Here is a 22768-nt window from a genome sequence, read left to right on the forward strand (position 1 = left end):
CTCCCGGGGATAGTATCCTCCCCAGCTTGCGCCCGGCGCCGCCCTTCGTATGGTGGCGCCGGCCCTTCTGAGCGGGGCCGTGCCAGCATGGAGCCTATTCTCGTGGCCGAGCCCCTGTCCGACATCGCCATCGCCCGCGCCGCCCACAAGAAGCCGATCGCCGAGATCGCGGCGCGGCTCGCCATTCCCGCCGAGGCGATCATTCCCTACGGCCGCGACAAGGCCAAGCTCGACGGCGAGTTCCTTGAGACTCTCAGCGATCGGCCCGACGGCAAGCTTATTCTCGTTACCGCGATCAACCCGACGCCGGCCGGCGAGGGCAAGACCACGACGACCGTCGGGCTTGGCGACGGGCTGAACCGCATCGGCAAGCGCGCCGCGATCTGCCTGCGCGAGCCTTCGCTCGGCCCCTGCTTCGGGCAGAAGGGCGGAGCGGCGGGCGGCGGCTATGCGCAGGTCATTCCGATGGAGGACATCAACCTTCATTTCACCGGCGATTTCCACGCCATCACCACGGCGCACAACCTGCTGGCCGCCATGGTCGACAATCATCTCCACTGGGGCAACGCGCTCGGGCTCGACCCGCGCCGCATCGTCTGGCGCCGCGTGCTGGACATGAACGACCGAGCGCTGCGCGACATGGTGCAGTCGCTGGGCGGCCCGGCCAACGGCCTGCCGCGCGAATCGGGCTTCGACATCACCGTCGCCTCCGAGATCATGGCCATCGTCTGCCTTGCGGCCGATCTCGACGATCTGCAGGAGCGGCTCGGGCGGATCGTCGTGGGCTATCGCCCGGACAAGTCGCGCGTCACGGCGCGAGATCTCCAGGCCGATGGCGCCATGGCGGCGCTGCTCAAGGACGCGATGCTGCCCAATCTCGTGCAGACGGTGGAGAACAATCCCGCCTTCGTCCATGGCGGGCCCTTCGCCAACATCGCCCATGGCTGCAACTCTGTCGTGGCGACGCGCGCCGCGCTGAAGCTCGCCGACTATGTGGTGACGGAGGCCGGCTTCGGGGCCGATCTCGGCGCCGAGAAGTTCTTCGACATCAAATGCCGGCAGGCGGGCCTGAAGCCGGCCGTGACCGTGATCGTCGCCACCGTGCGGGCGCTGAAGATGAATGGCGGCGTCGCCAAGGCAGACTTGTCGGCCGAGAATGTCGAGGCCGTGCGGCGCGGCGCGGTCAACCTGAAGCGCCATGTCGGCAACTGCATTTCCTTCGGCGTGCCGGCGATCGTCGCGATCAACCATTTCGGCACGGACACGGAGGCCGAGATCGAGGCGGTGCGCGTGGCCGCCGCTGAGGCAGGCGTCGAGGCCGTGCTCTGCCGCCATTGGGCGCAAGGCTCGGCCGGCGCCGAGGAACTGGCGGAGAAGGTGGCGCTGCTGGCCGATTCCGGCCGCGCGCGCTTCAAGCCGATCTACACCGACGAGACCAGCCTTCTCGGCAAGATCGAAACCGTGGTGAAGGACATCTATCACGGCGCGGCGGTGACGGCCGAGCCGGCCGTGCTTCGCATGCTGGAGAGTTTCGAGGCGGACGGCTATGGCCGGTTGCCCGTGTGCATGGCGAAGACGCAGTATTCCTTCTCCACCGACCCCGCGCTGCTCGGCGCGCCGAGCGACCACATCGTCCATGTCCGCGAGGTGCGTCTGGCTGCCGGCGCAGGCTTCGTCGTCGCGATCTGCGGCGACATCCTCACGATGCCCGGCCTGCCCCGCCACCCCGCCGCCGAGCGCATCTTTCTCGACCGGGAAGGGCGCGTGGAGGGGCTGTTCTAGGGCGGCGCGAGCCGAAAGATGAATTCGGTTTCATGACACTCTTGTAACTGGTGGACGGTTTGTCGCAGGTGCAACCTGTCCACCGGCGCAACCCTCGATGCCTCCGACCGCCGGGTTCGATACGACCCGGCCCTCGTGCCGCCTGGGACTCTCGTGCGCGCCGAACGAGATCAAGGAGCTGAGATCATGTCCCCCAAACTATCCGCCGCCCTCGTGCTGGCCACCTCCGTCCTCGGCGCCTCGGGCGCCATGGCGGCAACCCAGACGACCCACCATCCGCTCCATCGCGCTGTCCATCCGGTGGTGGAGCGCACGCCAACGCAGGCGACCCGACCCGTGCAGGTCATGTCGGAAAAGCCGGTTGCCAATCCCAGCCTCAACGACGTCTTCTCCGCCTCCGACGGCGCGCTCTATTCGCCGATGGTCAACGATCCGCGCACGCACGGACTGCCCAATCTCTGACAGTGGGCCAAGGGGGCGCTCCCGTTGGCGGGGCGCTCCCGTATTGCGCCGGGCGATGTTCTGCCGCGCTGACGTTGCAAGTTCGGGCTATGGGGTTGGGGCCGGCCGGCAGGGCCGGCATGTCGTCAACGCGAAGGATGCCCCATGGCCGAGGACCTCATCTTCTACACCAACCCGATGTCGCGCGGCCGCATGGTCCGCTGGATGCTGGAGGAGGTCGGCGCTTCCTACGAGACGCGCGTTCTCGGCTATGGCGGCGACATGAAGTCGGCGGATTATCTCGCCATCAATCCGATGGGCAAGGTGCCCGCCATCGTGCATGGCGAGGCCGTGGTGACCGAAGTCGCGGCGATCTGCTGCTATCTCGCCGACACGTTTCCCGAAGTCGCCCTCGTGCCGCAGCGCGGTCGGGCGCGCGCCGCCTATTACCGTTGGATGTTCTTCGCCGCCGGCCCGCTGGAAGCCGCGGTCGTCAACCGCGCGCTCGGCGTCGCGGTGTCGGACGAGCAGACCCGCATGGTCGGCTATGGCCGCTACGAGACGGTGATGGACGCGCTGGAATACGCCGTGTCGAATGGCGGCGACTACATCGCCGGCGATCGCTTTTCCGCCGCCGACGTCTATGTCGGCAGCCACGTCCTTTGGGGGCTGCGCTTCGGCTCGATCGACAAGCGGCCGGCCTTCGAGGCCTATGCCGCGCGCCTTACTGAGCGCCCCGCCTACACCCGCGCCGGCCAGATCGACGACGCGCTTCTGGCGGCGGCCAAGGCTTAAGTCGTTGAGCCAAGCCGCGCAATTGCGAAGCACTGGCAAATAAGGGTTTGAGCCGATTTTCCGTTGCGATCGGCCGGGCTCTGAGCTAGGTCTTTGACCATGACGAACGCGCTCAACATCGGCAAGTGGTGGCAGACCCGCTCCTAGGCGGCTTGCGAACACGTGCGTCTGTTCGAAAACAAAGGCCGCCCCGGGACCCCCGGCGGCCTTTTTGCTTGAAAAAGGGCCGCGAGGGCCGGTGCTTCTAACAAGGAGTGGAGTCATGACCCTCGAAACCGCCGCCGACGGCGCGTTCCGATATGAGACCGAAGGCGGGGTGACGGTAACGCGACGTCGCCGCGACGTCGATTACGCCGGGGCCATCGAGCCCTATGTCGACCGGCTCGACAATAGCCGGGGTGCGGTCTTCTCCTCAAACTACGAGTATCCCGGCCGCTACACGCGCTGGGACACGGCGATCGTCGATCCGCCACTGGCGCTGACCTCGTCCGGCCGAAACGTGCGCATCGAGGCGCTGAACCCGCGCGGGCGCGTGATCCTCGGCTTCGTCGCCGAGGCCTTGAAGGGTCACGAGGACATTGCCGTGACGACCCCCGGCGAAGATCGGCTCGACCTCGTGGTGGCGCTGCCCTCGCGCGCCTTTACCGAGGAAGAGCGCTCGCGCATGCCCACGGTGTTCTCCGTGCTGCGCGCCATTACCACGCTGTTCAAGTCGGATGCCGACAGCGATCTCGGCCTCTACGGCGCCTTCGGCTACGACCTCGCCTTCCAGTTCGACCCGGTGAAGGAAACGCTGGCGCGCGGCGATAGCAGGCGCGATCTCGTTCTCTACCTGCCGGACGAGATCCTGATGGTGGATCACTATTCCGCCCGGGCCTATGTCGAGGCTTATGAGTTCGAGAAGGACGGGCACTCCACCGAAGGGCTCGAAGGCGGCGGCGCGCCTGCGCCCTTCCTGCCGGCCAACCACACGCCCGAGCGGGGCGATCACAAGCCGGGCGAATACGCCTCGCTCGTGCGCCGTGCCAAGGATAAGTTCATGCGCGGCGACCTGTTCGAGGTCGTGCCGGGCCAGACCTTCTACGAGCGGGTGGACAGCCGCCCCTCCGCGATTTCGCGGCGGCTGAAGGCGATCAATCCCTCGCCCTATTCCTTCTTCATCAATCTCGGCGGCAACGAGTTCCTGATCGGCGCGAGCCCGGAAATGTTCGTGCGCGTGTCGGGGCGCCGGGTCGAGACATGCCCGATCTCCGGCACGATCCGGCGCGGCGAGGACGCGATCTCGGATTCCGAGCAGATCCTGAAGCTCTTGAATTCCAAGAAGGACGAGTCGGAGCTGACCATGTGCTCCGACGTGGATCGCAACGACAAGAGCCGTGTCTGCGAACCGGGCTCGGTGCGTGTCATCGGCCGGCGACAGATCGAGATGTACTCGCGCCTGATCCACACTGTTGACCATATCGAGGGTCGGCTGCGCGAGGGCATGGACGCGATGGACGCGTTCATGAGCCATGCGTGGGCGGTGACGGTGACGGGCGCGCCCAAGCTTTGGGCCATGCGCTTCATCGAGGAGAACGAGAAGAGCGCCCGCGCCTGGTACGGCGGGGCGGTCGGCATGCTGCATTTCAACGGTGACATGAACACCGGCCTGACGCTGCGCACCATTCGCCTCAATGGCGGCATCGCCGAGGTGCGGGCCGGCGCGACGCTTCTCTACGATTCCAACCCGGAGGAGGAGGAGGCCGAGACCGAGCTCAAGGCCTCGGCGCTGATTTCCGCCATTCGCGAAGCCGGCACGCCGCAGGCCGCCGGGACCACGGGAGAACGCCCGAAGGTCGGGGAGGGCGTTCGCATCCTCCTGGTGGATCATGAGGACAGTTTCGTCCACACGCTCGCCAACTACTTCCGCCAGACCGGCGCCGAGGTGACGACGGTGCGCACGCCCGTGCCGGAGGAGATCTTCGACCGCGTCGCGCCCGATCTCGTGGTTCTCTCGCCCGGCCCCGGCAAGCCCGACGATTTCGACTGCCGAGGCACGATCGCGCTCGCCCGCAAGCGGAACGCGCCGATCTTCGGCGTTTGCCTCGGGCTGCAGGCGCTGACGGAAAGCTATGGAGGCACGCTGCGCACGCTGCATGTGCCGGTTCACGGCAAGCCCTCGCGCATTCGCGTGTCCTCGCCGGGCACGATCTTCGCCGGGCTGCCGTCGGAGGTGACGGTCGGGCGCTACCATTCGATCTTCGCCGATCCCGTGCGCCTGCCGCGCGAGTTCGAGGTGACGGCCGAAACCGAGGACGGCGTTGTCATGGCGTTCGAGCACAAGCACGAGCCGGTCGCGGCCGTGCAGTTCCACCCCGAAAGCATCATGAGCCTCGGAGGAGATGCCGGCATGAAGATGATCGAGAACGTCGTGGCCAAGCTGCCCCGGCGCACGCGCGGCCCGGCGGCGTGACGCGATGAACGCGGCGGCTGTCACCATGAGCGACGACGACAGCGGTCGTCTGGTCAAGCGCACCGCGACGATCACCGTCGCGATCGCCTGCCTCGTGCTCGGGATCAAATATCTCGCCTATCTCGTGACGGGCTCCGTCGCGCTGTTCTCGGACGCGCTGGAGTCGATCGTCAACGTCGTCGCCGGCCTCATCGCCCTTTGGGCGGTGACGGTCTCCTACAAGCCGGCCGACGCCGACCACCCGTTCGGCCACACCAAGGCGGAGTATTTCTCCGCCGTGGTGGAAGGGGTGCTGATCGTCCTCGCCGCGCTTCTGATCCTGCGCGAGGCCTGGGGCGCGTATGTCGAGCCCCGCGCCATCGAGGCGCCGCTGCTCGGCATCGGCATCAATGGCGTCGCGACCGTGATCAACGCCTTCTGGGCCTCGGTTCTGATCCGCAAGGGGCGCGAGCATCGCTCGCCAGCGCTCGATGCCGATGGTCGCCACATCATGGCCGATGTCGTGACCTCGGTCGGCGTGCTCGCCGGCCTTCTCGTCGCGCAGGCCACGGGATGGCTTTTCCTCGATCCGCTGCTGGCGGCGCTGGTGGCGCTGAACATTCTGCGCGAAGGCTGGAAGGTCGTCGCCGCCTCGCTTTCGGGCCTCATGGACCAGGCGTTGGACGGGCCTGACGAGACGCGCGTGCGCGATATCATTTCGACCAATGGGATCGGTGCGCTGGAGGTCCACGACGTGCGAACGCGCATCGCAGGCAGGGCGATCTTCATCGAATTCCACATGGTCGTGCCGAGCGCGATGAGCGTCGGCGACGCGCATGTCATCTGCGACCGGATCGAAGACGCACTCCAAGGCGAATTCGCGAACGCCCGCGTTCTCATTCATGTCGAACCTGAGGCAGAGGCCAAGCAGGTCGGAGTGCCCGTCATTTAGGCGTCACAAAGCGCGACAAAGCCTAAAGCTTTGAAGGGGCAGCGACATTCGCTGCCCCTTCTTTTTGCGGTTGCGAAGCGATTTGCCGGGGATTGGTGCAGTGCGATTGGAAGGTCAATAGCAAGCGCAACTTACTTTTGGAACGGACTGTTCGCAATCCGCTACTCGTAGCCGCGACAGGAACCGCCTACATCAGGGTCATCGAACGACGCGGAAATAAAGCGACTGACTTGGAAATACAAAAGTCAGCCCCGCCAGTCGTTGAAACCTTTATGGGGAATAAAGTTATGAAAATCTTTACGTTTGCCTCCGCTGCTGTGCTTTCTCTTGTTGCGTTTTCGAGCGCTTCTTCGGCCGCCGGCCTGGTCCCGGGCTCCGATTTCTACGAGGAAGTTCAGGCCGACCACGCCACTAACTCGGTGATCGTCGGCCAGGCTGCTGCTCGCGGCGCGACTGTTTCCACGGTCGAGACCCGCTCCTTCGGTTATCCCGCTGGCGTTAGCGCCAACGAAGGCATCATCCCCGGCTCGCGCGCTTCGACGCACGCCGACGAGGCCCGCGATCTGAACGCGGTGTCGAAGGGCGTCTACAACAACGGTGCGACCCCGGCTTCCGCCGTCTCGCGGATCCTGGTCCCGGGTTCGGACAGCTTCTAATCCGACCATCGGGCCAACCAGCCCCGCCAAAGCCCGGCTTTCGAGCCGGGCTTTTTGCGTTTGGGAACGGGATGCGCCTCGGGATGCGTCTTGCTTTTCCCCGCGGGAGGCGTCACACATCTGGGCATGAGCGGAATCGAATCCCCCTTCGCCTTCAAGGGCGCCAGCGCGGCCATCGCCGCCAAGGGATTCTCGCGTCTTCTTCCCGGCCTTCTCGCGCTTACTGGCGATCGTCGGGCCCGTTAACGAAGGGGCGCCCGGCGGTCGAGCCGGCGCCCAGCGCCCACCGTCTCTTCGGCTTTACATCCTCCTGAAACTTTGAAAGACGGCTTTGCGTGCCTTCCGGCCGCCCGTCTTTGCCGAACGAGCAAGGTGATCCCGATGTCCGTTTCTTCTCCCGTCATGGCGAAGGCCGCCACCAAGTACCAGCCCTATCCCGCCGTCGATCTGCCGGATCGGCAGTGGCCGACGCGTCGCATCGAGAAGGCGCCGATCTGGTGCTCGGTGGACCTGCGCGACGGCAACCAGGCTTTGGTCGATCCGATGGGCCACGATCGCAAGTCGCGCATGTTCGCGCTTCTGAAGGCGATGCGCTTCAAGGAGATCGAGATCGGCTTCCCCTCGGCCTCGCAGACCGATTTCGACTTCGTGCGCTGGTGCGTGGAGGAGGGGGGCGTGGCCGACGACGTGTCCTTGCAGGTTCTCGTCCAATGCCGGCCCGAGTTGATCTCGCGCACCTTTGAGAGCCTGGAGGGCGCGCGCCGCCCGATCGTCCATTTCTATAATTCCACCAGCGAGTTGCAGCGCCGCGTCGTGTTCGGCAAGGACCGCGCCGGCATCCGCCAGATCGCGGTGGACGCGGCCAAGATGATCACCGACATGGCGGCCAAGGCGGGGGGTGACTTCCGCTTCGAATACTCGCCGGAAAGCTTCACTGGCACCGAGCTCGATTTCGCGTTGGAAATCTGCAACGCCGTCGCCGAGGTGGTGAAGCCGACCGCCGAGAACCAGCTGATCCTAAATTTGCCGGCGACCGTCGAAATGTCGACGCCCAACATCCATGCCGACCAGATCGAGTGGATGAGCCGCAATCTCGACAATCGCGACACGATCCTCCTGTCCTTGCACCCGCACAACGACCGGGGCACGGCCGTCGCCGCCACCGAAATGGGCCTGCTTGCCGGCGCCGACCGCGTCGAGGGCACCTTGTTCGGCAATGGCGAGCGCACGGGCAATGTCGATCTCGTCACCCTGGCGCTGAACATGTTCACGCAAGGCGTGGACCCGGAACTCGACGTCTCCGACATCAACCGGATCAAGGACGTCTACGAGTACTGCAACCAGCTGACGATCCCCGAGCGGCATCCCTATGTCGGCGAACTCGTCTACACCGCCTTCTCCGGCTCGCATCAGGACGCGATCAACAAGGGCATGAAGGCCCATAAGGTGGCCAACACGCCGATCTGGGAAGTGCCCTATCTGCCGATCGATCCGCAGGACGTCGGTCGCTCCTACGAGGCGATCATCCGCATCAACTCGCAGTCGGGCAAGGGCGGCATCGCCTATGTCCTGCAGGCCGACTACGGCTTGAACCTGCCGCGCAACCTGCAGATCGAGTTCCGCGAGGACATTCAGCGGATCACCGACGAGGAAGGGCGCGAGCTGCCGGTCAAGCGCATCTACGATCGCTTCATCGAGCGCTATGTCGAGCAGCCGGGCATGCGCCTGCGCTATGTCGATCATTTCACGCGGGTGGAGGGCGAGCGCACGAGCCGTGTGGTGGAGGCGACCATCCTCGACGGCGGCAAGGAGATCCGCATCGAAGGTCGGGGCACCGGCGCCATCGACGGGTTCATCGATGCGTTGAACCGCCATCTCGGTCTCGATCTGAGCGTCGCGGACTATTCCGAACATTCGCTGCAGCGCGGCTCGAACGCGAGCGCGATTGCCTATATGGAGATCGAGCACGAAAACGGCCGGGTCTTCGGCGCCGGGATCGACCAGAACGCCACGACCGCCTCGCTGAAGGCGATCGTATCGGCGGCCAATCGCGTCCTCGCGCCCTGATGCCTGCGGGCCGGGCCTGCCTTCGGGCGGGCCCGGCTCGGGACAGGTTTCACGAAAGCCTGCTCGGCTAGGGGTGGTGGGTCGTGTGAGGCGGACCATGAAGGTCCGTCGCCCGATCAGTCGAGGTGGCAAGATGGCCGAGGCCAAATCCGCTGTGGCGGTGACGAACGGAACGAAGCGACTGGCGGACGCCGTGCGCGCCGCCAAGATCGCCGCCGCTCAGCGCACCGACATCGTGGTGGACATTCGCGAGGCCGATCGCGCTCGCCTGGAAATGTTCGTGGACGAACTCCAGCCCATCGTCGACGCCGTGCCGAGCGACGACGACCTGTTCGACTTCACCTTGAGCAGCGGCAACCAGCCGCGTTTCTGGATCGACGCGACGGCCCATGTGATGATGGGTCGGGACCGGCGCACCTATCGCTTCGTGCGCGAAACCCGCCTCGGCCGGCTAACGCTCGCCGAATCCCCCGAGCTGCGCTTCATCGTCGATCGGGTGACGGACTACATTGCAGAGCGGATCGTGGAGCGGGACAAGGCGCTCGCCGCCTTCGACGGGCTGGGCACACGCCTCGCGCAGCCCGAGCGCCCGCAGCCGACGTTGACCGCGCCGGTGAGCATCTCCTCCGACGATCCGCTGCGACTGCCGGCCCGCCCGCCGTCCACGGATTTCGTGATCGCCTTGTCCTGGCTGATGATCGGTATTGTGGTGGGCGTCGGCCTTCTCATGGCCATCGCCGCATCGCGCGGTTCGCCGCTCTTCTAATCGTTGATTGTCACGGCCTGATCGATGGCCGTGGCATACCCGTGTCAGGCCCGCAGCCGCGTCGCCAGAAGCGCGATGCCTCCGACCGTCAAGCCCCAGAATGGGGCGCTGATGCCGAAGAAGGCGGTGCCCGACGCCGTCACCAGGAAGCAGAGGATGGCGGCTTCGCGATCTCGTGCCTCCGCGATCGTTCCTGCCAGCGCGCCGGTGAAGGCGCCGACCAGCGCCAGCCCTGCCATAGCCTGGATCAGGACGGGCGCCTGTGCTGCGAAGGCCGTGGCCCAGCCCGCCGCCAGTCCGAAGACGATATAGGCGAGCCCCGAGACGATGCCGGCCCACCAGCGCCGGGCGCGATCCGGCCCGGCTTCGTCGCCCGCGCAGATCGCCGCCGTGATCGCCGCCAGATTGACCGCATGCCCGCCGAAGGGCGCGCAGAACAGGCTGAAGACGCCCGTCGCGGTGAAGAGCGGGCCGGGCTCGGGCGCGTATCCGTTGACCTTCAGCACCGCAAGCCCCGGAATGTTTTGCGAGGCCATGGTGATGAGGAACAGCGGCAGACCGAGACCCACGATGGCCGAGAGCGACCAATGGGGCATGACGAGGATCGGATCGGGCACGATCGGCGCACCGCCGCTCGGCCCAGCATGAAGGAGATAGATCAGAAGAAACGTGGCGACTGCCGCCGATGGCACGGCAAGGACACGGTTCCACCGCCCGACCAGGAACCACACGGCGGCGATGGCGAGACCCTCCAGCGGCGCCGCGGCGACGGCCTTCACGGGCGCGAGGCAGAGAGGCAGGAGGATGCCGGCCAGCATGGCGTTGGCGAGCGAGAGGGGAATGGCCGCAATGGTCCGGCCGATCGGCTTGACGAGGCCCGCCAGGATCACCAGCGCCGCCGCGAAAAGAAAGGCGCCGATCGCTGAGGCGAAACCGCCCTCCGGCAACCCGGCGCCGGCCAGAAGCGCCGCGCCCGGCGTCGACCAGGCGATGGAGATCGGCATGCGCGTTCGCAGCGACACCAGCAGCCCGCATACGCCCATGCCCACCGACAGCGCCATGATGCCGGACGCCGCCTGTTCCGCCGTCGCGCCGACGCCGACCAGCCCTTGCAGCACAACGGAGAAGGAACTGGCGAAACCCACGAAGGCGGCGAGAAGGCCGGCCGAAAGAGCGGCAAGAGGAGGCAGGCGCATATCAGGCTTTCGCGAGAGAGGCGGGCAGGGCGCCAGCGCGGCTTACGACCCTTCCGCCGCCCGCTGCAAGGCCATTGTCGCCGAGACGCTTTGACTCCCAGTTTCGCCGACTCGTTCAGATGCGAAGCGACTTCGCCTCAATCCTCCGAGGTGCTTCAGCCCGACAGGTGACCGGTCTCGTCCAGCGACGCCTCGCCGGCAGGTTTGGCGTCCTCGCGCGGATGCGCATTCACCGCCGTGCCGTCGGAAAGGAGCTGGCGCTCGCGAATCCAGTCGATCCCCGATCCGTCGAGTTTCAGGCCGCGCTCGCGCTGCGTCAGCGACCAATGGCCGGGTCCGCCTTCGATCTCGAAGAGATTGTATCGCGAGGGCGGCTTGTCGCTTCCCGCGTTCTGGCTGGCCGACGGCACGCCGACCACCGGCACCTTCTCGCCGTCCGGCCCGGTCAGCCAGTAGATCGTGTCGAGATGCGTGTGCCCGTGCAGAACCAGTTCCGCGCCGGCATCGTGGATGACCTTAGAAAAGAACTGCTTGCCGATGAGGCGTTTCGACCAGGCGGCCGCGCCGGAGATCGGCGGATGGTGGATCATCACGACGCGGAACAGGCCGCGCGCCTTGGCCTCGGCGAGCAGCTTGGCCGTGCGCAGCGCCTGGCCCCGCTTGAACGAGCCGGTGGCGAAGAACGGTGCCGTTGCCTCGGCGCTGGATGTGCCGATGATCGCCACCTGACCGCGAACGCGCAGATAGGGAAAGTGCTTGGCCTCCGCCCCGAGCCCATGGTCGCCCAGCATGTAGGGATGCCATTCGCGATAGGCGCGCTTGAGGGCGCCGGGCACATAGGCGTCGTGATTGCCGGGAACGACCGAAACGAAGTCCGGCTTTCCCAGATCCTCCAGCCAGAGGCGCGCGCCGATGATTTCCTGCTTGGAGGCGAGGTTGACGAGGTCGCCCGTCACCGCGACGTGGTCCGGTCGCTGCGCCTTCATGTCGGCGACGAGACGCAGGAGCGTGTCGCCGAACATCGCCCGTTTCCGGTTGCGCTGCCAATTGATATAGCCCGTGATCCGCTTCGACGCGAGCTCCCGGTAGGAAAGCTCGGGCAGGGGACCCAGGTGGATGTCGGAGAGATGGGCGAGTCGAAACATGGGTCTGGAAGTAGCCGCTCCGGCTGGAATGGAAAGGGGCTCCCCATGAAGGCGCTGGCGCAACGCCTGCTCGGCAGGGGGCTCCGCCGCTGGGCGCTCCTGTCCCGGCCGATGACACTTGGCGTGCGGCTGCACGCGACCGACGAGGCGGGCCGGGTCTTCCTCGTGCGCCATGCCTATCGCGAGGGCTGGTATCTGCCCGGCGGCGCGGTGGACCCCGGCGAGTCCGCGCTGACGGCGGTGTGCCGCGAGGCGGAGGAGGAGGGCCATCTCGTCTGCGAGACCGCGCCCCGGCTCGCCGCCGCCTTCTATAACCGGCGCGAGGGCCGGGACCATGTTCTGCTCTATCGCTGCGACCGTGTCCGCCAGACCAGGCCGCGCTTGCCGGATCGTGAGATCGCCGAGACCGGCTTCTTCGCGCCGGACGCCCTGCCCGAAGGCACGACGCCCGCGACGCGCCGACGCATTGAGGAGGACTTGCAGCCCGGCACCACTCGGCCGGAAGACTGGTAGGCCTTAGGCCGCCGGCAAGCGAGCTCGGTCGTGCGGCTGGTCGAGGTCCTGCTCCGGCCCCAGCGGTACGATGCCGGTCGGATTGATCGTCCCGTGGCTCTCGTAATAGTGATGCTTGATATGGTAAAAGTCGACCGTCTCGGAGACGCCCGGCCACTGGTAAAGTTCCAGCATGTACTGGAACAGATTGGGGTAGTCCGCGATCCGGCGCTTGTTGCACTTGAAATGCCCGACATAGACCGGGTCGAAGCGGATCAGCGTGGTGAAGAGGCGCCAGTCGGCTTCGGTGATGCGGGGGCCGGTCAGATAGCGCTGGCGGCCGAGCCGCGCTTCCAACTCGTCCAGCGTGTCGAACAGCGCATCGAAGGCATCCTCATAGGCGTCCTGCGCGGTTGCGAAACCGCATTTATAGACGCCGTTGTTCACCTTGTCGTAGACGAGGGCATTGATCGCCTCGATCTCGGGCATCAGATCCGCCGGGCAGACATCGACGCTGCGGTCGCCGAACGCGTCGAAGCTCGAATTGAACATGCGAAGGATTTCGGCCGACTCGTTGTTGACGATCGTGCCGTCCCGCTTGTCCCACAAAACCGGAACGGTGACGCGGCCGGTGTAATGCGGGTCGGCCTGGAGATAGACCTCGTAGAGCCGCTTGGCGCCGTTCACGCTGTCGGGGATCGCGCCCCGGCGATCGGAGAAGATCCAGCCTTCTTCCGCCATGTGCCAGTCCACCACGGAAACGGAGATCACGTCCTCCAGCCTCTTCAGCTTGCGAAGGATCAACGTGCGATGCGCCCAAGGGCAGGCGAGCGAGACATAGAGATGGTAACGCCCGGCCTCGGCGGGAACGGCGTCCTGACCGTCCGGCCCCGGCGCGCCATCGGGCGTGACCCAGCGTCGGAAGCTCGTCGTCGTGCGCTGGAAGCGCCCACCGGTCGCCTTGGTGTCGTACCACTTGTCCTGCCACTGGCCGTCCACCAGAAGTCCCATCGTCTCGCTCCGTCTCGTTGTCGCCCGCCAGCATAAACGAAGGAAGTGACGCCCGTTCCCTCGAAAGGCGGCAACAGAGCGTCACGCCCGGCATGGGATGCGACGGAAAAAAGGGGAATGGATTTTCTCTTCGCGCGGTGCTAGGAAGCCCGGCCGAGCGACAGGGCTCGGCCACGAGGAATGGGTTCGATGCAACTGCGACGACGACGAGACGAAGCGGCCTGTGCCGCTGCCTTCGACGCCGCCGCCTGACCTTTCTCCAAGGTCCGGGCGCGGGCGAATTTGCCCCCCATTGTCGGACCTTGCCATGCTGTCCCTTCTTCAGGATCTCGACCTCGCCTTCGAGGCGGAGCAGTTCGCGCACGCGAACACGATCGAAGCCATCAACGCCGAAGCCTTCGGCCCCGGCCGGTTCACCCGGGCGGCAGAGCGGGTGCGCGAGCACAGTTCGCACGATCTCGCGCTGTCGCGCGTCGCCGTCCTGCGAGGCGAGGTTGTTGGGTCGGTGCGGCTGACGCCGGTGCGCATCGGCGAGTGCCCGGTCCTCATGCTGGGGCCGCTCGCAGTGCGGCCCGCCTTCAAGAAGCGGGGCATCGGCCGGATGCTGCTGGCGCTGAGCGTCGATGCGGCGCGCGCGGCCGGGGAGCAGGCGATCTTTCTCGTGGGCGACCGCGCCTATTACATGCCGCTCGGCTATCAGCCGCTGCCGGTCGGCTCGGTGACCATGCCCGGCCCGGTGGACGAGACACGACTTCTGGGTCTGGAACTCGTGTCCGGCGCGCTGGATGGGGTGAGCGGTTTGGTTCTGCCCCGTCGCTGACAGGGCCGTTTTCCCGGCCCCATCGCCAGGCCATCATACCGTCAGAATGCCGAACTCACCCTTGAGGGTCGAGCGCCGACCGACATCGGCTCCGTTCTCGGAGAGCCAGGCGTCGGCGGCTTCGCGGCCGAGGTCGCGCAGGTCCGTGAGTTCGGACCAGCGCGTGTCCATCTTGCCAGCGCTTCCCCGGCGCGACATGGCCTCGCCCGCCTCGATCATGTGAAGGCGCAGGCCCGCGATCCGCTGCATCACCGGGTTTTCGAGATCCGCGCCCTTCACCAGCCGCTGCACCTCGGTGAGCATGCGCAGGTCGCGGATCAGCGAGGTGTTGAAGGTGATTTCCTGCACCCGGCCCATGATGTCGCCCGGCGTTTCCGGAGAGCCGGCGCGGTGGAAGGGCGTCACCTGGATGATGAGAATGTCGCAGGCGCCGCGATCCTCCGCGAAGAAGGGCGTCAGCATCGGATTGCCGACATAGCCGCCGTCCCAATAGGGACGCCCGTCGATCTCCACCGCACGAAAGACGTCCGGCAGGCAGGCCGAGGCCAGAAGCGCGTCGACCGTCAACTCCTCCCCGGAGAAGACCCGCACATTGCCGCTTTCCACATCTGTGGCAGAGACGAAGGTCGGCACGACGCGCTCGCTTTGCAGCAGGGGGAAGTCGATCACCGCTTCCAAGACCGGGCGCAGCGCGTTGTCGGCCGGCAGGCCGAAACTGTAGGGCGAAACGAGCTGCCCGAAGAGCTTCATGCGCTCGATCGCGTCATGCACCATGGAGCGGCTGAACGGAAAGAAGGGGAGGCGGTTTTCGGCCGCGCCCAGTGGTGAGCGGCGCGAAACCTCCTGCCATAGCGCCTCGAGCGTCTGGCGCGCCGCGTCGGGGCCCTCACTCACTCCGGTCGCCAGGGCGGCGGCGTTCAACGCGCCGGCGCTCGTGCCGCTGATCGCCGCCGGCTGAAAGCGGCCGTCCTCCAGAAGCCGGTCGAGCACGCCCCATGTGAAGGCGCCGTGCGCGCCGCCTCCTTGCAGGGCAAGACAAACTGCTGTCATACCGGCATGCTCTCCGCTTCACCGTCGCGTCTATCCGTGGGAAGCGAGACGTTCGCAGATGCGAAATGGTTCCCCATGGGGGTCGCGAGAGCGCCTCAGCGCCCTTCGCGGTACCACGTGGCCGAAAGTGCCAGAAGCAGGACGGCAAGGCCGAGGAAACCGGCGAAGAGTGGCGTGCGATCGACGCCTCGCAGAACCGTCTCCTGCGTGGTGCGAAGGCCAATCCAGTCCCGCCCTTCGGCATCCGCGCGCCCTGCCATGGGCACGATGCGGGGAACGGTGATGCCGCCTTGCGCCTCCGCCAGCCGCCGGACGCTACCGCGCGTTTCGGACGCGATCGGCTGAAGCTTGGCGGTGGTGGAGATCGCCTCGCGATACTCGCGCGGGTTCACCGGACCGAGATTGGCAAGCGCCCGCAAGTCGCCGTTGGCGACCTGATAGAGACCAAGCTCGCCGGTCTGCAACCGCCCCTGCCATTCGCCGTTGCCGCCATCGGTCAGCGCGACCTGAAGCGCCTGACCGGTGGGCGTCACCACCGTCGCCGGGCCTGGATCGCCGCCGATCGTGTGGCGGGTGATGAGAAGATCGGAGCCGGAGCCTTCCGCGTCCAGCGCCTCTTCCTCCAACTCCGGTTCCTTCATTAGCCAGTGCGCTAGCCGCCGGAACAGGGCGACATGCGGGCCGCCGCCCTCGTAGCCGCGCGACCAGAGCCAGCCCTGATCCGACAGAAGCAGCGCGACGCGGCCCTGGCCGGCGCGGTTCAGCACCAGGAGCGGCTTGTTGTCGGGGCCGGTCATGACCGTCTCGCCCTTGGTCTCGCCCACGTCGATCGTGCGGAACCAGGGGCTCCAGTTCGGCGGCGAAACCTCCGAACCCGGCAGGCCACGCGTCACGGGATGCTTGCGGCCAAGCTCCGAAAGAACCGGGCGATAGGCGCGCAGGTCCACCTGACCGGTCGGCAGGGCCGGGAGGATGGAGGCGAGCGGCGAATTGGCGACCGAGTCCGGGCCGGCATATTCCGGGCCGGAGGCGATCAGCATGGCGCCGCCGTTTTCGACATATTGGGCGATGTAGTCGTAGTAGAGCGTCGGCAGCACGCCGCGTCGCTGGTATCGGTCGAAGATGATGAGATCGAAATCCTCGATCTTCTCGACGAAGAGTTCACGGGTCGGGAAGGCGATAAGCGACAATTCGTTGATCGGCGTGCCGTCCTGCTTTTCGGGCGGGCGCAGAATGGTGAAGTGGACGAGATCCACGGCCGCGTCCGACTTAAGAAGGTTGCGCCACGTGCGCTCGCCCGCATGCGGCTCGCCCGAGACGAGGAGAACGCGCAGGTTCTCGCGAATGCCGTCGATGACGGCGATCGCTCGGTTGTTAACGGCGGTGATCTCCTGCGGATCGCGCGCCGCCGAAAGCTCCACGATGTTCTTGCCCGCGCGCGGCAAGGTGATCTGCACCGAGGTCGGCTCGCCCGGCACAGCGCTTTGCCGCTGAACGAGATCGCCGTTCAGGAAGACCTGCACCTCGACCGGATTGCGCGAGGCGCGCGGCCCTTCTTCCACGACGCGATAGGTCAGGGTCTGCGGCTGCTCCACGAGGCCGAAGCGGGGCGCGGTGACGAGATCGATCCGGCGGTCGAACTCGTCGGGACGGCCCGTCACCAGCGCGTGGAGCGGCGCGTCGAAGCCGAGCGCGCCGGCATTGGCGGGTATGTCGTGAACCTGCCCGTCGGTCACCATGATGGCGCCGCCGACCCGGCCGGGCGAAACGTCGCTGAGCGCCGAACGCAGCGCTCCGAAGAGCGCGGTGGTCGCGTCGCCGGTCCCTTCCGAGCGGGCATCGACCGTGCGGACCTCGAATTCCGGGAACGCCTCCAGCCACTGGCGCAACGCGGCCACCGCCTCGTCTGTCTGCGCCGTGCGCTCGCCGATCGACTGGCTCTGCGAGCGGTCCACTATGAGCGCGACGACGCTTTTCAGGGGATCGCGCTGCTCGCGCAGGACCACGGGGTTGAGGAGCGCCAGGAGCAGCGCCGCGATGGCGAGAACGCGCAGCACCGCGCCGCGAAGGCCGGCGAAGACCAGCGCGGCGGCGAGAAACAGCGCGGGCACGCAAAGGAGGGCGAGAACCGTCCAGGAGAAGAAGGGCGCGAAGGTGATCGACCAGCTCATGCGCTACTGCCCCAACCGTTCGAGAAGCGCGGGCACATGAACCTGATCGGCCTTGTAGTTGCCGGTCAGCACATACATCACGATGTTGACCCCCGCCCGGTAGGCATAGTCGCGCTGAGCCGGGTCGGCGGAGTCGGTCGGGCGCACGAAGAGGCCGCTGTCGTCCACCGCCCAGGCGCTGGCGAAATCGTTCGACGTGATCATGATCGAGGACACGCCGTCTCCGGCGCTCGCCGGACGGGCCTGCGCGTCAGGGTTTCGCGTCAGCGACTCCACCCACAGGTCCGAGCCGGTGTGCCGGCCGGGAAAGCTGTCCAGGATGTAGAAGGCCTTGGTCAGCACGTGATCGGCCGGGACGGGCTCGAGCGGCGGCACGTCGAGATCGGCCAGGATGTCGCGCAGGCGGCGCTGACCGGGCGAAACGGCGGCGCCGGACAGATCGCCCGCCGCGTCGCCCTCCACGTCGAACAGAACCGTGCCGCCTTGCTTCATATAGGCATCGACGCGGCTGATCGCGGCCTGCGTCGGCATGGGTGCGTTGGCGTGGACGGGCCAGTAGAGAATGGGAAAGAAGGAAAGCTCGTCCCGTTCGATGTCCACTGCCTCCGGCGCGCCGGGCTCCAGCGCCGTCTTGGACGCCACGAACTGGGACAGGCCCGAGAGGCCCTGACGGGAGATACGGTCGGTCTCGACGTCGCCGGTCTGGACATAGGCGAGATGGGTGGTTTCCGTCGCCTCGATCGCCTTCTGCGCATCGATCCCGTCCAACCCTTGCGTCGCTTCGTTGGGCGCGCGCGTCTGCGCGCGGGCCGGATCGGCCGGCCAGGCGAGAAGCGCGGTACCCAGCAGCAGCAAGGGCAGGGCGGAGGAGGGGCGGCGCGCGCCGGGCAAGCGGCGGCCGAGGCGGGACAGGCCCCCGTTCAGCCAGAGCAGCGCGAAGGCGTCGAGCGCGAAAAGCGCCAGCGCGCCGGCAAAGAGCCAGGGGGTCAAGTCGGTGGCATCCTCCGTGCCATAGGCGCGCGTGGTGAGCGGTGCGCCGAGATCGAGTTCGGGCAAAGCGGCTAGCCGCGCATCGGCCTGCAGAAGGTTGAGCGCGCGGTAGCCTTCCGAGGTGCCGTAGAGGCCAGGCGGATGGTCGGCCGAGGGAACGGGCGCTTCGCCGGCGCGAACGGTGAGCGGCCGAACGTCCGGCCCCGGCTGCACGAGGCGGCCTTCGCCGTTCATGACGCGATAGGGCGGCAGGACCTGCGCCCCGCTTTCGCCGCCCGCGGCGCTGGTGCCGCGCGACAGGGTTACGACGCGGCGAAGCACGTCCACGAAGGCGCCGGAGATCGGCAGATTCGACCAGGTCGCTTCCGCCGTCGTGTGAACGAGGATAATGCTGCCGGCACCGCGCGCGCTGGCGGTGATGATCGGCGTGCCATCGGCAAGACTTGCCCAGGTGCGCCCGGCCAGCTCAGCCGAAGGCTCGGCCAGGATCTGGCGCGACACGGTCACATCATCAGGGATCAAGATGCCGGCAAGCGGGCTCTCGGGCGGAATGGGCGCCAAGCGCTGTGGCTCGGACCAGGACAGGGCGCCGCCGAGCTGCCGCTCGCCACCGCGCAGGCGCACCGGCACGAGATCGTCCTCGGCGGTGGAGGCGGCGAGACGCGGCCCAGCGAAGCGCAGAAGCACGCCGCCCTTGTCGACGAAGCCCGTCAGGGCCTCGCGCGCCGGCTCAGGCAAGACGCCGATGTCGGCGAGCACGATGATCGAGGGGTTCTGGCTCACCAGCGCGGGAACGGCCGTCCCGAGATCGGCGCTTTCGGCGCGCACGAGGTCGGCGAAGGGTTCCAGAGCCCGCGTGATGTAATAGAGCGGGGACAGAAGCGGCTGGGCGAGATCGGCCGCTTCGCCGGTCACGAGCCCGACCTTGCGGCGCTGGAAACTGTCGTCCACCAGGCGAACGGCTGCGGCGTCGCCTGCGCCCTCGCGTTCGATCCTTGCGATGTCGTTGCGCAGTTCCACGGGCACTTCGAAGCGCGCCTCGCCCGTGGCCGAACCGGCGGCGAAGGCAAGCGGGGCACGGCCGATCTCGCGCTCCTGCGCGTCCAGCGCGCGTAAGGTCACCTCGGCGGGCGCCGCGCTTTCGCCATCGGGGCGAAGGCCCGCGACGCGTAGCGCCTCGGTGGCATTGTCGGCCGCCGTCAGGCCGACTAGGCCGGCGAGCGAGGGGCGATAGACCAGGGACTGAACGGGTGCGAGCGCGCGCAAAGCATCGGCCGCCTCGACGGTGCCCGGCGCGTCGAGCCCGTCGGTCAGAAGCGCAAGGCTGATCCCGCCCTGGCCGTTCAGCACGCCAGCAAGCCGCGCGGCGGCCGCCCGGCGATCGACGGGAATGGGGCGGGGCTCGGCGGCCCCGAGACGCTCCAGCGCCGTCGCGGCTTCCACGGGCGCCACGTCGTTGGACGGGCCCTCGGCGGTCAGCGCCAGCGACACCGGCCGCCCCGCTTCGCCCGCCTCGCGGATCAGCGCCTCGGCGGCCGAGCGGCGCGTGTCCCAGTCGCGCGCGCTGGCCCAGCCGTTGTCGAGAAGCACCACGACCGGCCCTTCGCCGGTCAGCGCGCTCTGGCGAGGATTGAGGATGGGCGCGGCGAGTGCCAGGATCACGAAAGCGGCGAGCGCAAGGCGCAGCAGCGTCAGCCACCACGGGCTCTTCGAAGGCGTCTCCTCGCGCTTGGCGACGCGCTCCAGAATGCGCAGCGGCGGAAAGGCTTCGGTCTGCGGCCGGGGCGGGGTGAGGCGCAGCAGCCACCAGATTACGGGAAGTGCGAGAAGCCCGGCCAGCACCAGCGGCGCGCCGAAGGACAGCGACAGACCCCCCATCAGGCGCGCTGCCCGCTCGGCTGCTGGAACTGTCCGCTCAAGCGGCCATGCAGGGCCAGAAGCGGCTCGGAGGCAAGACGGTCGGTCAGGTGGAAGACATGGCTCCAGCCGATATGCCGGCAGTGCTCGGCCAGATGCGTTCTGCGCGCGTCGAACAGGGTGCGATACTCCTCGCGCAGGGTTTCGGCCCGGCCGGCCGTCAGCCTGGCGCCGGTCTCGGGGTCGCGGAACTCGGTGCGCCCGCTATAGGGAAAGGCGACTTCGGCGGGATCGGCGATCTGCACGAGATGCCCGCGCACGCCGCGCCGCGACAAGAGGTCGATCCGCGCCACCAATTCGTCCATCGGGTCGAGAAAATCGCTGACGAGCACGACCTCGCTGAAGCGCTTGAAGCGCTCGCCGGCGGGAAAGCCCGTATCGGGCCGGTGGCTTACGAGAGCGCCGGCGATGCGCTCGGCGGCGTTGCGCGCGGAGATCGGGTCCAGCACGTCGGGAAAGCCGATCCGCTCGCCCGAGCGCGACAGAAGTTCGGCCAAGGCGAGAACCAGCACCAGCGCCCGGCTTTCCTTGGACACGAGGCCGGCCTGCGATTGATAGAGCATGGAGGGCGAGGGGTCGGCCCAAAGCCAGACCGTCTGCGCCGCCTCCCATTCGCGGTCGCGCAGGTAGACATTGTCGTCGCGCGCCGAGCGTCGCCAGTCGATCCGCGACACGGGCTCGCCGTCGACGAAGGGTCGGAACTGCCAGAAGTTCTCGCCCGTGCCGCGCCGCCGGCGCCCATGCCAGCCGCTCGTCACCGTGGCGACGACGCGGCGCGCCTCCACCAGGAGGTCCGGCAGCAGCGCGGCGCGCTGGCGGGCGCGAAGCAACGCCTCGCCGCCCTGTGTCGCCTCGGTGATTCGCCCGATCGACGCCATAAGGTCAGCCGAGCCCGCGCACGAGGACCCTCACCACATCGCGCACGCCCATGCCCTCGGCACGCGCCGCGAAGTTCAGCGCCATGCGGTGCTGCAGGATCGGCTCGGCCAGCGCCCGCACGTCGTCGATCGACGGGGCGAGGCGGCCCTCGTAGAGCGCGCGGGCACGAACGCAGGTCATGAGCGACTGCGAGGCGCGCGGGCCGGGGCCCCAGGCGATATGCGCGTCGGCTTCCGTCGAGCCGTGGCCGGGGCGGGCCGAGCGCACGAGGTTGAGGATCGCGTCCACCACCGTGTCGGGCACCGGCATGCGGCGCACCAGGGCCTGGATCTCGCGCAGCCGCTCGGCGGTCATCACCGCGCTGGCGCGCTCCTCCTCGACGCCGGTCGTCGCCATCAGGATGCGCCGCTCGGCGTCGAGCGAGGGATAATGAACGTCGATCTGGCAGAGGAAGCGGTCGAGCTGCGCTTCGGGCAAGGGATAGGTGCCCTCCTGCTCCAGCGGGTTCTGCGTGGCGAGGACGTGGAACGGGGCGGGCAGGTCGTGCCGCTCGCCGGCCACCGTCACGTGATATTCCTGCATCGCCTGCAGAAGGGCGGACTGGGTGCGCGGGCTGGCGCGGTTGATCTCGTCGGCCATCAGAAGCTGCGCGAAGACAGGGCCGCGCACGAAGCGGAAGGAGCGCCGGCCGGTCTCGTCCTGGTCCATCACCTCCGTGCCGACGATGTCGGAGGGCATGAGGTCGGGCGTGAACTGGACGCGCCGCGCGTCGAGGCCGAGCACGGTGCCGAGCGTTTCCACGAGCTTGGTCTTCGCAAGACCCGGCACGCCGACCAGCAGCGCGTGGCCGCCAGCTAGAATCGCCGTCAGCGTCTGTTCCACCACGCTTTCCTGGCCGAAGATGACGCGCCCCACCGCCTCGCGCGCCCGCGCGATATCGGCCAGCGCGGCTTCGGCTTGGCTAACCATGGCCTTGGGATCGAGAGCGGCGCTCTCCGGTGCAAGGATCGTCATGATGGTGGGGGTCCCTTCTCGCTCGTCGACCGGGGCCGAGGCGCCTTTCCCTCAGACTTAAGGAATGGCGCGATCGTGCGCTGGCAAGCACCTGGCGCGCAACTATTTCGTGACGGGGAAGCCCGACCAAAATAAGACCGGTCCCGCGGATGTGATCCGGGCGCGAACCCGAGACGTCCAGCGGCATAGGACA

Annotated in this window: 18 protein-coding genes; 10 read left to right on the plus strand and 8 right to left on the minus strand. The window is 67.5% G+C overall.

The window, feature by feature from the left end; genetic code table 11:
• Positions 1-87: 87 nt before the first annotated feature.
• The 8 genes from AUL32_RS04115 (at position 88) to AUL32_RS04150 (ending at position 9890) form a co-directional block, all read left to right on the plus strand.
• Positions 88-1782, plus strand: coding sequence for a formate--tetrahydrofolate ligase (locus AUL32_RS04115; RefSeq protein WP_244497635.1), 1695 nt, complete (start codon positions 88-90; stop codon positions 1780-1782).
• 186 nt (positions 1783-1968) lie between these two features.
• The gene (locus AUL32_RS04120) at positions 1969-2244 is read left to right on the plus strand and encodes a hypothetical protein (protein ID WP_061975172.1); all 276 of its coding nucleotides are present in this window, start codon (positions 1969-1971) and stop codon (positions 2242-2244) included.
• A 144-nt stretch (positions 2245-2388) separates the two neighbouring features.
• Positions 2389-3018, plus strand: a complete 630-nt coding sequence (locus tag AUL32_RS04125; RefSeq protein WP_062111984.1) for a glutathione S-transferase family protein — start codon at positions 2389-2391, stop codon at positions 3016-3018.
• 262 nt (positions 3019-3280) lie between these two features.
• Positions 3281-5470, plus strand: a complete 2190-nt coding sequence (locus AUL32_RS04130; protein WP_062111986.1) for an anthranilate synthase — start codon at positions 3281-3283, stop codon at positions 5468-5470.
• A 25-nt stretch (positions 5471-5495) separates the two neighbouring features.
• Positions 5496-6401: a cation diffusion facilitator family transporter gene (locus AUL32_RS04135; RefSeq protein ID WP_192847422.1), complete on the plus strand. Its 906-nt coding sequence runs from the start codon at positions 5496-5498 to the stop codon at positions 6399-6401.
• A 287-nt stretch (positions 6402-6688) separates the two neighbouring features.
• On the plus strand, positions 6689-7057 hold the full coding sequence (locus AUL32_RS04140; protein ID WP_061975180.1) for a hypothetical protein: 369 nt from the start codon (positions 6689-6691) through the stop codon (positions 7055-7057).
• 381 nt (positions 7058-7438) lie between these two features.
• Positions 7439-9124 (plus strand): 2-isopropylmalate synthase, encoded by a 1686-nt coding sequence (leuA, locus tag AUL32_RS04145; RefSeq protein ID WP_062111990.1) that lies wholly within the window; start codon positions 7439-7441, stop codon positions 9122-9124.
• A gap of 97 nt (positions 9125-9221) precedes the next feature.
• Entirely contained in the window at positions 9222-9890 is a 669-nt protein-coding gene (locus tag AUL32_RS04150) for a hypothetical protein (protein ID WP_244497636.1), read from the plus strand.
• Positions 9891-9934: 44 nt separating this feature from the next.
• On the opposite strand, the gene AUL32_RS04155 is transcribed toward AUL32_RS04150, so the two are convergent.
• Positions 9935-11086, minus strand: coding sequence for a benzoate/H(+) symporter BenE family transporter (locus AUL32_RS04155; RefSeq protein WP_062111995.1), 1152 nt, complete (start codon positions 11084-11086; stop codon positions 9935-9937).
• Between the two features lie 155 nt (positions 11087-11241).
• Complete coding sequence (locus AUL32_RS04160; protein ID WP_062111996.1) at positions 11242-12231, minus strand: metallophosphoesterase family protein; 990 nt, start codon at positions 12229-12231, stop codon at positions 11242-11244.
• A gap of 45 nt (positions 12232-12276) precedes the next feature.
• On the opposite strand from AUL32_RS04160, the gene AUL32_RS04165 reads away from it, so the two are divergent.
• Positions 12277-12744 (plus strand): NUDIX domain-containing protein, encoded by a 468-nt coding sequence (locus tag AUL32_RS04165; RefSeq protein ID WP_062111998.1) that lies wholly within the window; start codon positions 12277-12279, stop codon positions 12742-12744.
• A gap of 3 nt (positions 12745-12747) precedes the next feature.
• Here the strand turns inward: AUL32_RS04165 and AUL32_RS04170 are convergent, their stop codons facing one another.
• Positions 12748-13734, minus strand: coding sequence for a glutathione S-transferase family protein (locus AUL32_RS04170; protein WP_062112000.1), 987 nt, complete (start codon positions 13732-13734; stop codon positions 12748-12750).
• Positions 13735-14041: 307 nt separating this feature from the next.
• On the opposite strand from AUL32_RS04170, the gene AUL32_RS04175 reads away from it, so the two are divergent.
• A complete protein-coding gene (locus tag AUL32_RS04175) occupies positions 14042-14554 on the plus strand; it encodes a GNAT family N-acetyltransferase (RefSeq protein WP_062112116.1) in 513 nt (170 codons plus the stop codon).
• A 33-nt stretch (positions 14555-14587) separates the two neighbouring features.
• Here the strand turns inward: AUL32_RS04175 and AUL32_RS04180 are convergent, their stop codons facing one another.
• The 5 genes from AUL32_RS04180 to AUL32_RS04200 form a co-directional block, all read right to left on the minus strand.
• A complete protein-coding gene (locus AUL32_RS04180) occupies positions 14588-15604 on the minus strand; it encodes a patatin-like phospholipase family protein (protein ID WP_082659257.1) in 1017 nt (338 codons plus the stop codon).
• Between the two features lie 95 nt (positions 15605-15699).
• Positions 15700-17775, minus strand: a complete 2076-nt coding sequence (locus AUL32_RS04185) for a hypothetical protein (RefSeq protein WP_062112005.1) — start codon at positions 17773-17775, stop codon at positions 15700-15702.
• A gap of 3 nt (positions 17776-17778) precedes the next feature.
• Positions 17779-20643 carry a DUF4159 domain-containing protein gene (locus AUL32_RS04190; RefSeq protein WP_062112007.1) on the minus strand — a complete coding sequence of 955 codons (2865 nt, stop codon included), beginning with the start codon at positions 20641-20643 and terminating at the stop codon, positions 17779-17781.
• Positions 20643-21560: a DUF58 domain-containing protein gene (locus AUL32_RS04195; protein ID WP_062112008.1), complete on the minus strand. Its 918-nt coding sequence runs from the start codon at positions 21558-21560 to the stop codon at positions 20643-20645. Before AUL32_RS04195 ends, AUL32_RS04190 begins: the two co-directional genes overlap by 1 nt.
• 4 nt (positions 21561-21564) lie before the next feature.
• Positions 21565-22575 (minus strand): AAA family ATPase, encoded by a 1011-nt coding sequence (locus AUL32_RS04200; protein WP_062112010.1) that lies wholly within the window; start codon positions 22573-22575, stop codon positions 21565-21567.
• Between the last annotated feature and the right edge of the window lie 193 nt (positions 22576-22768).

Origin of the sequence: Aureimonas sp. AU40, from assembly GCF_001463785.1 — a bacterium.
Taxonomy (GTDB): domain Bacteria; phylum Pseudomonadota; class Alphaproteobacteria; order Rhizobiales; family Rhizobiaceae; genus Aureimonas.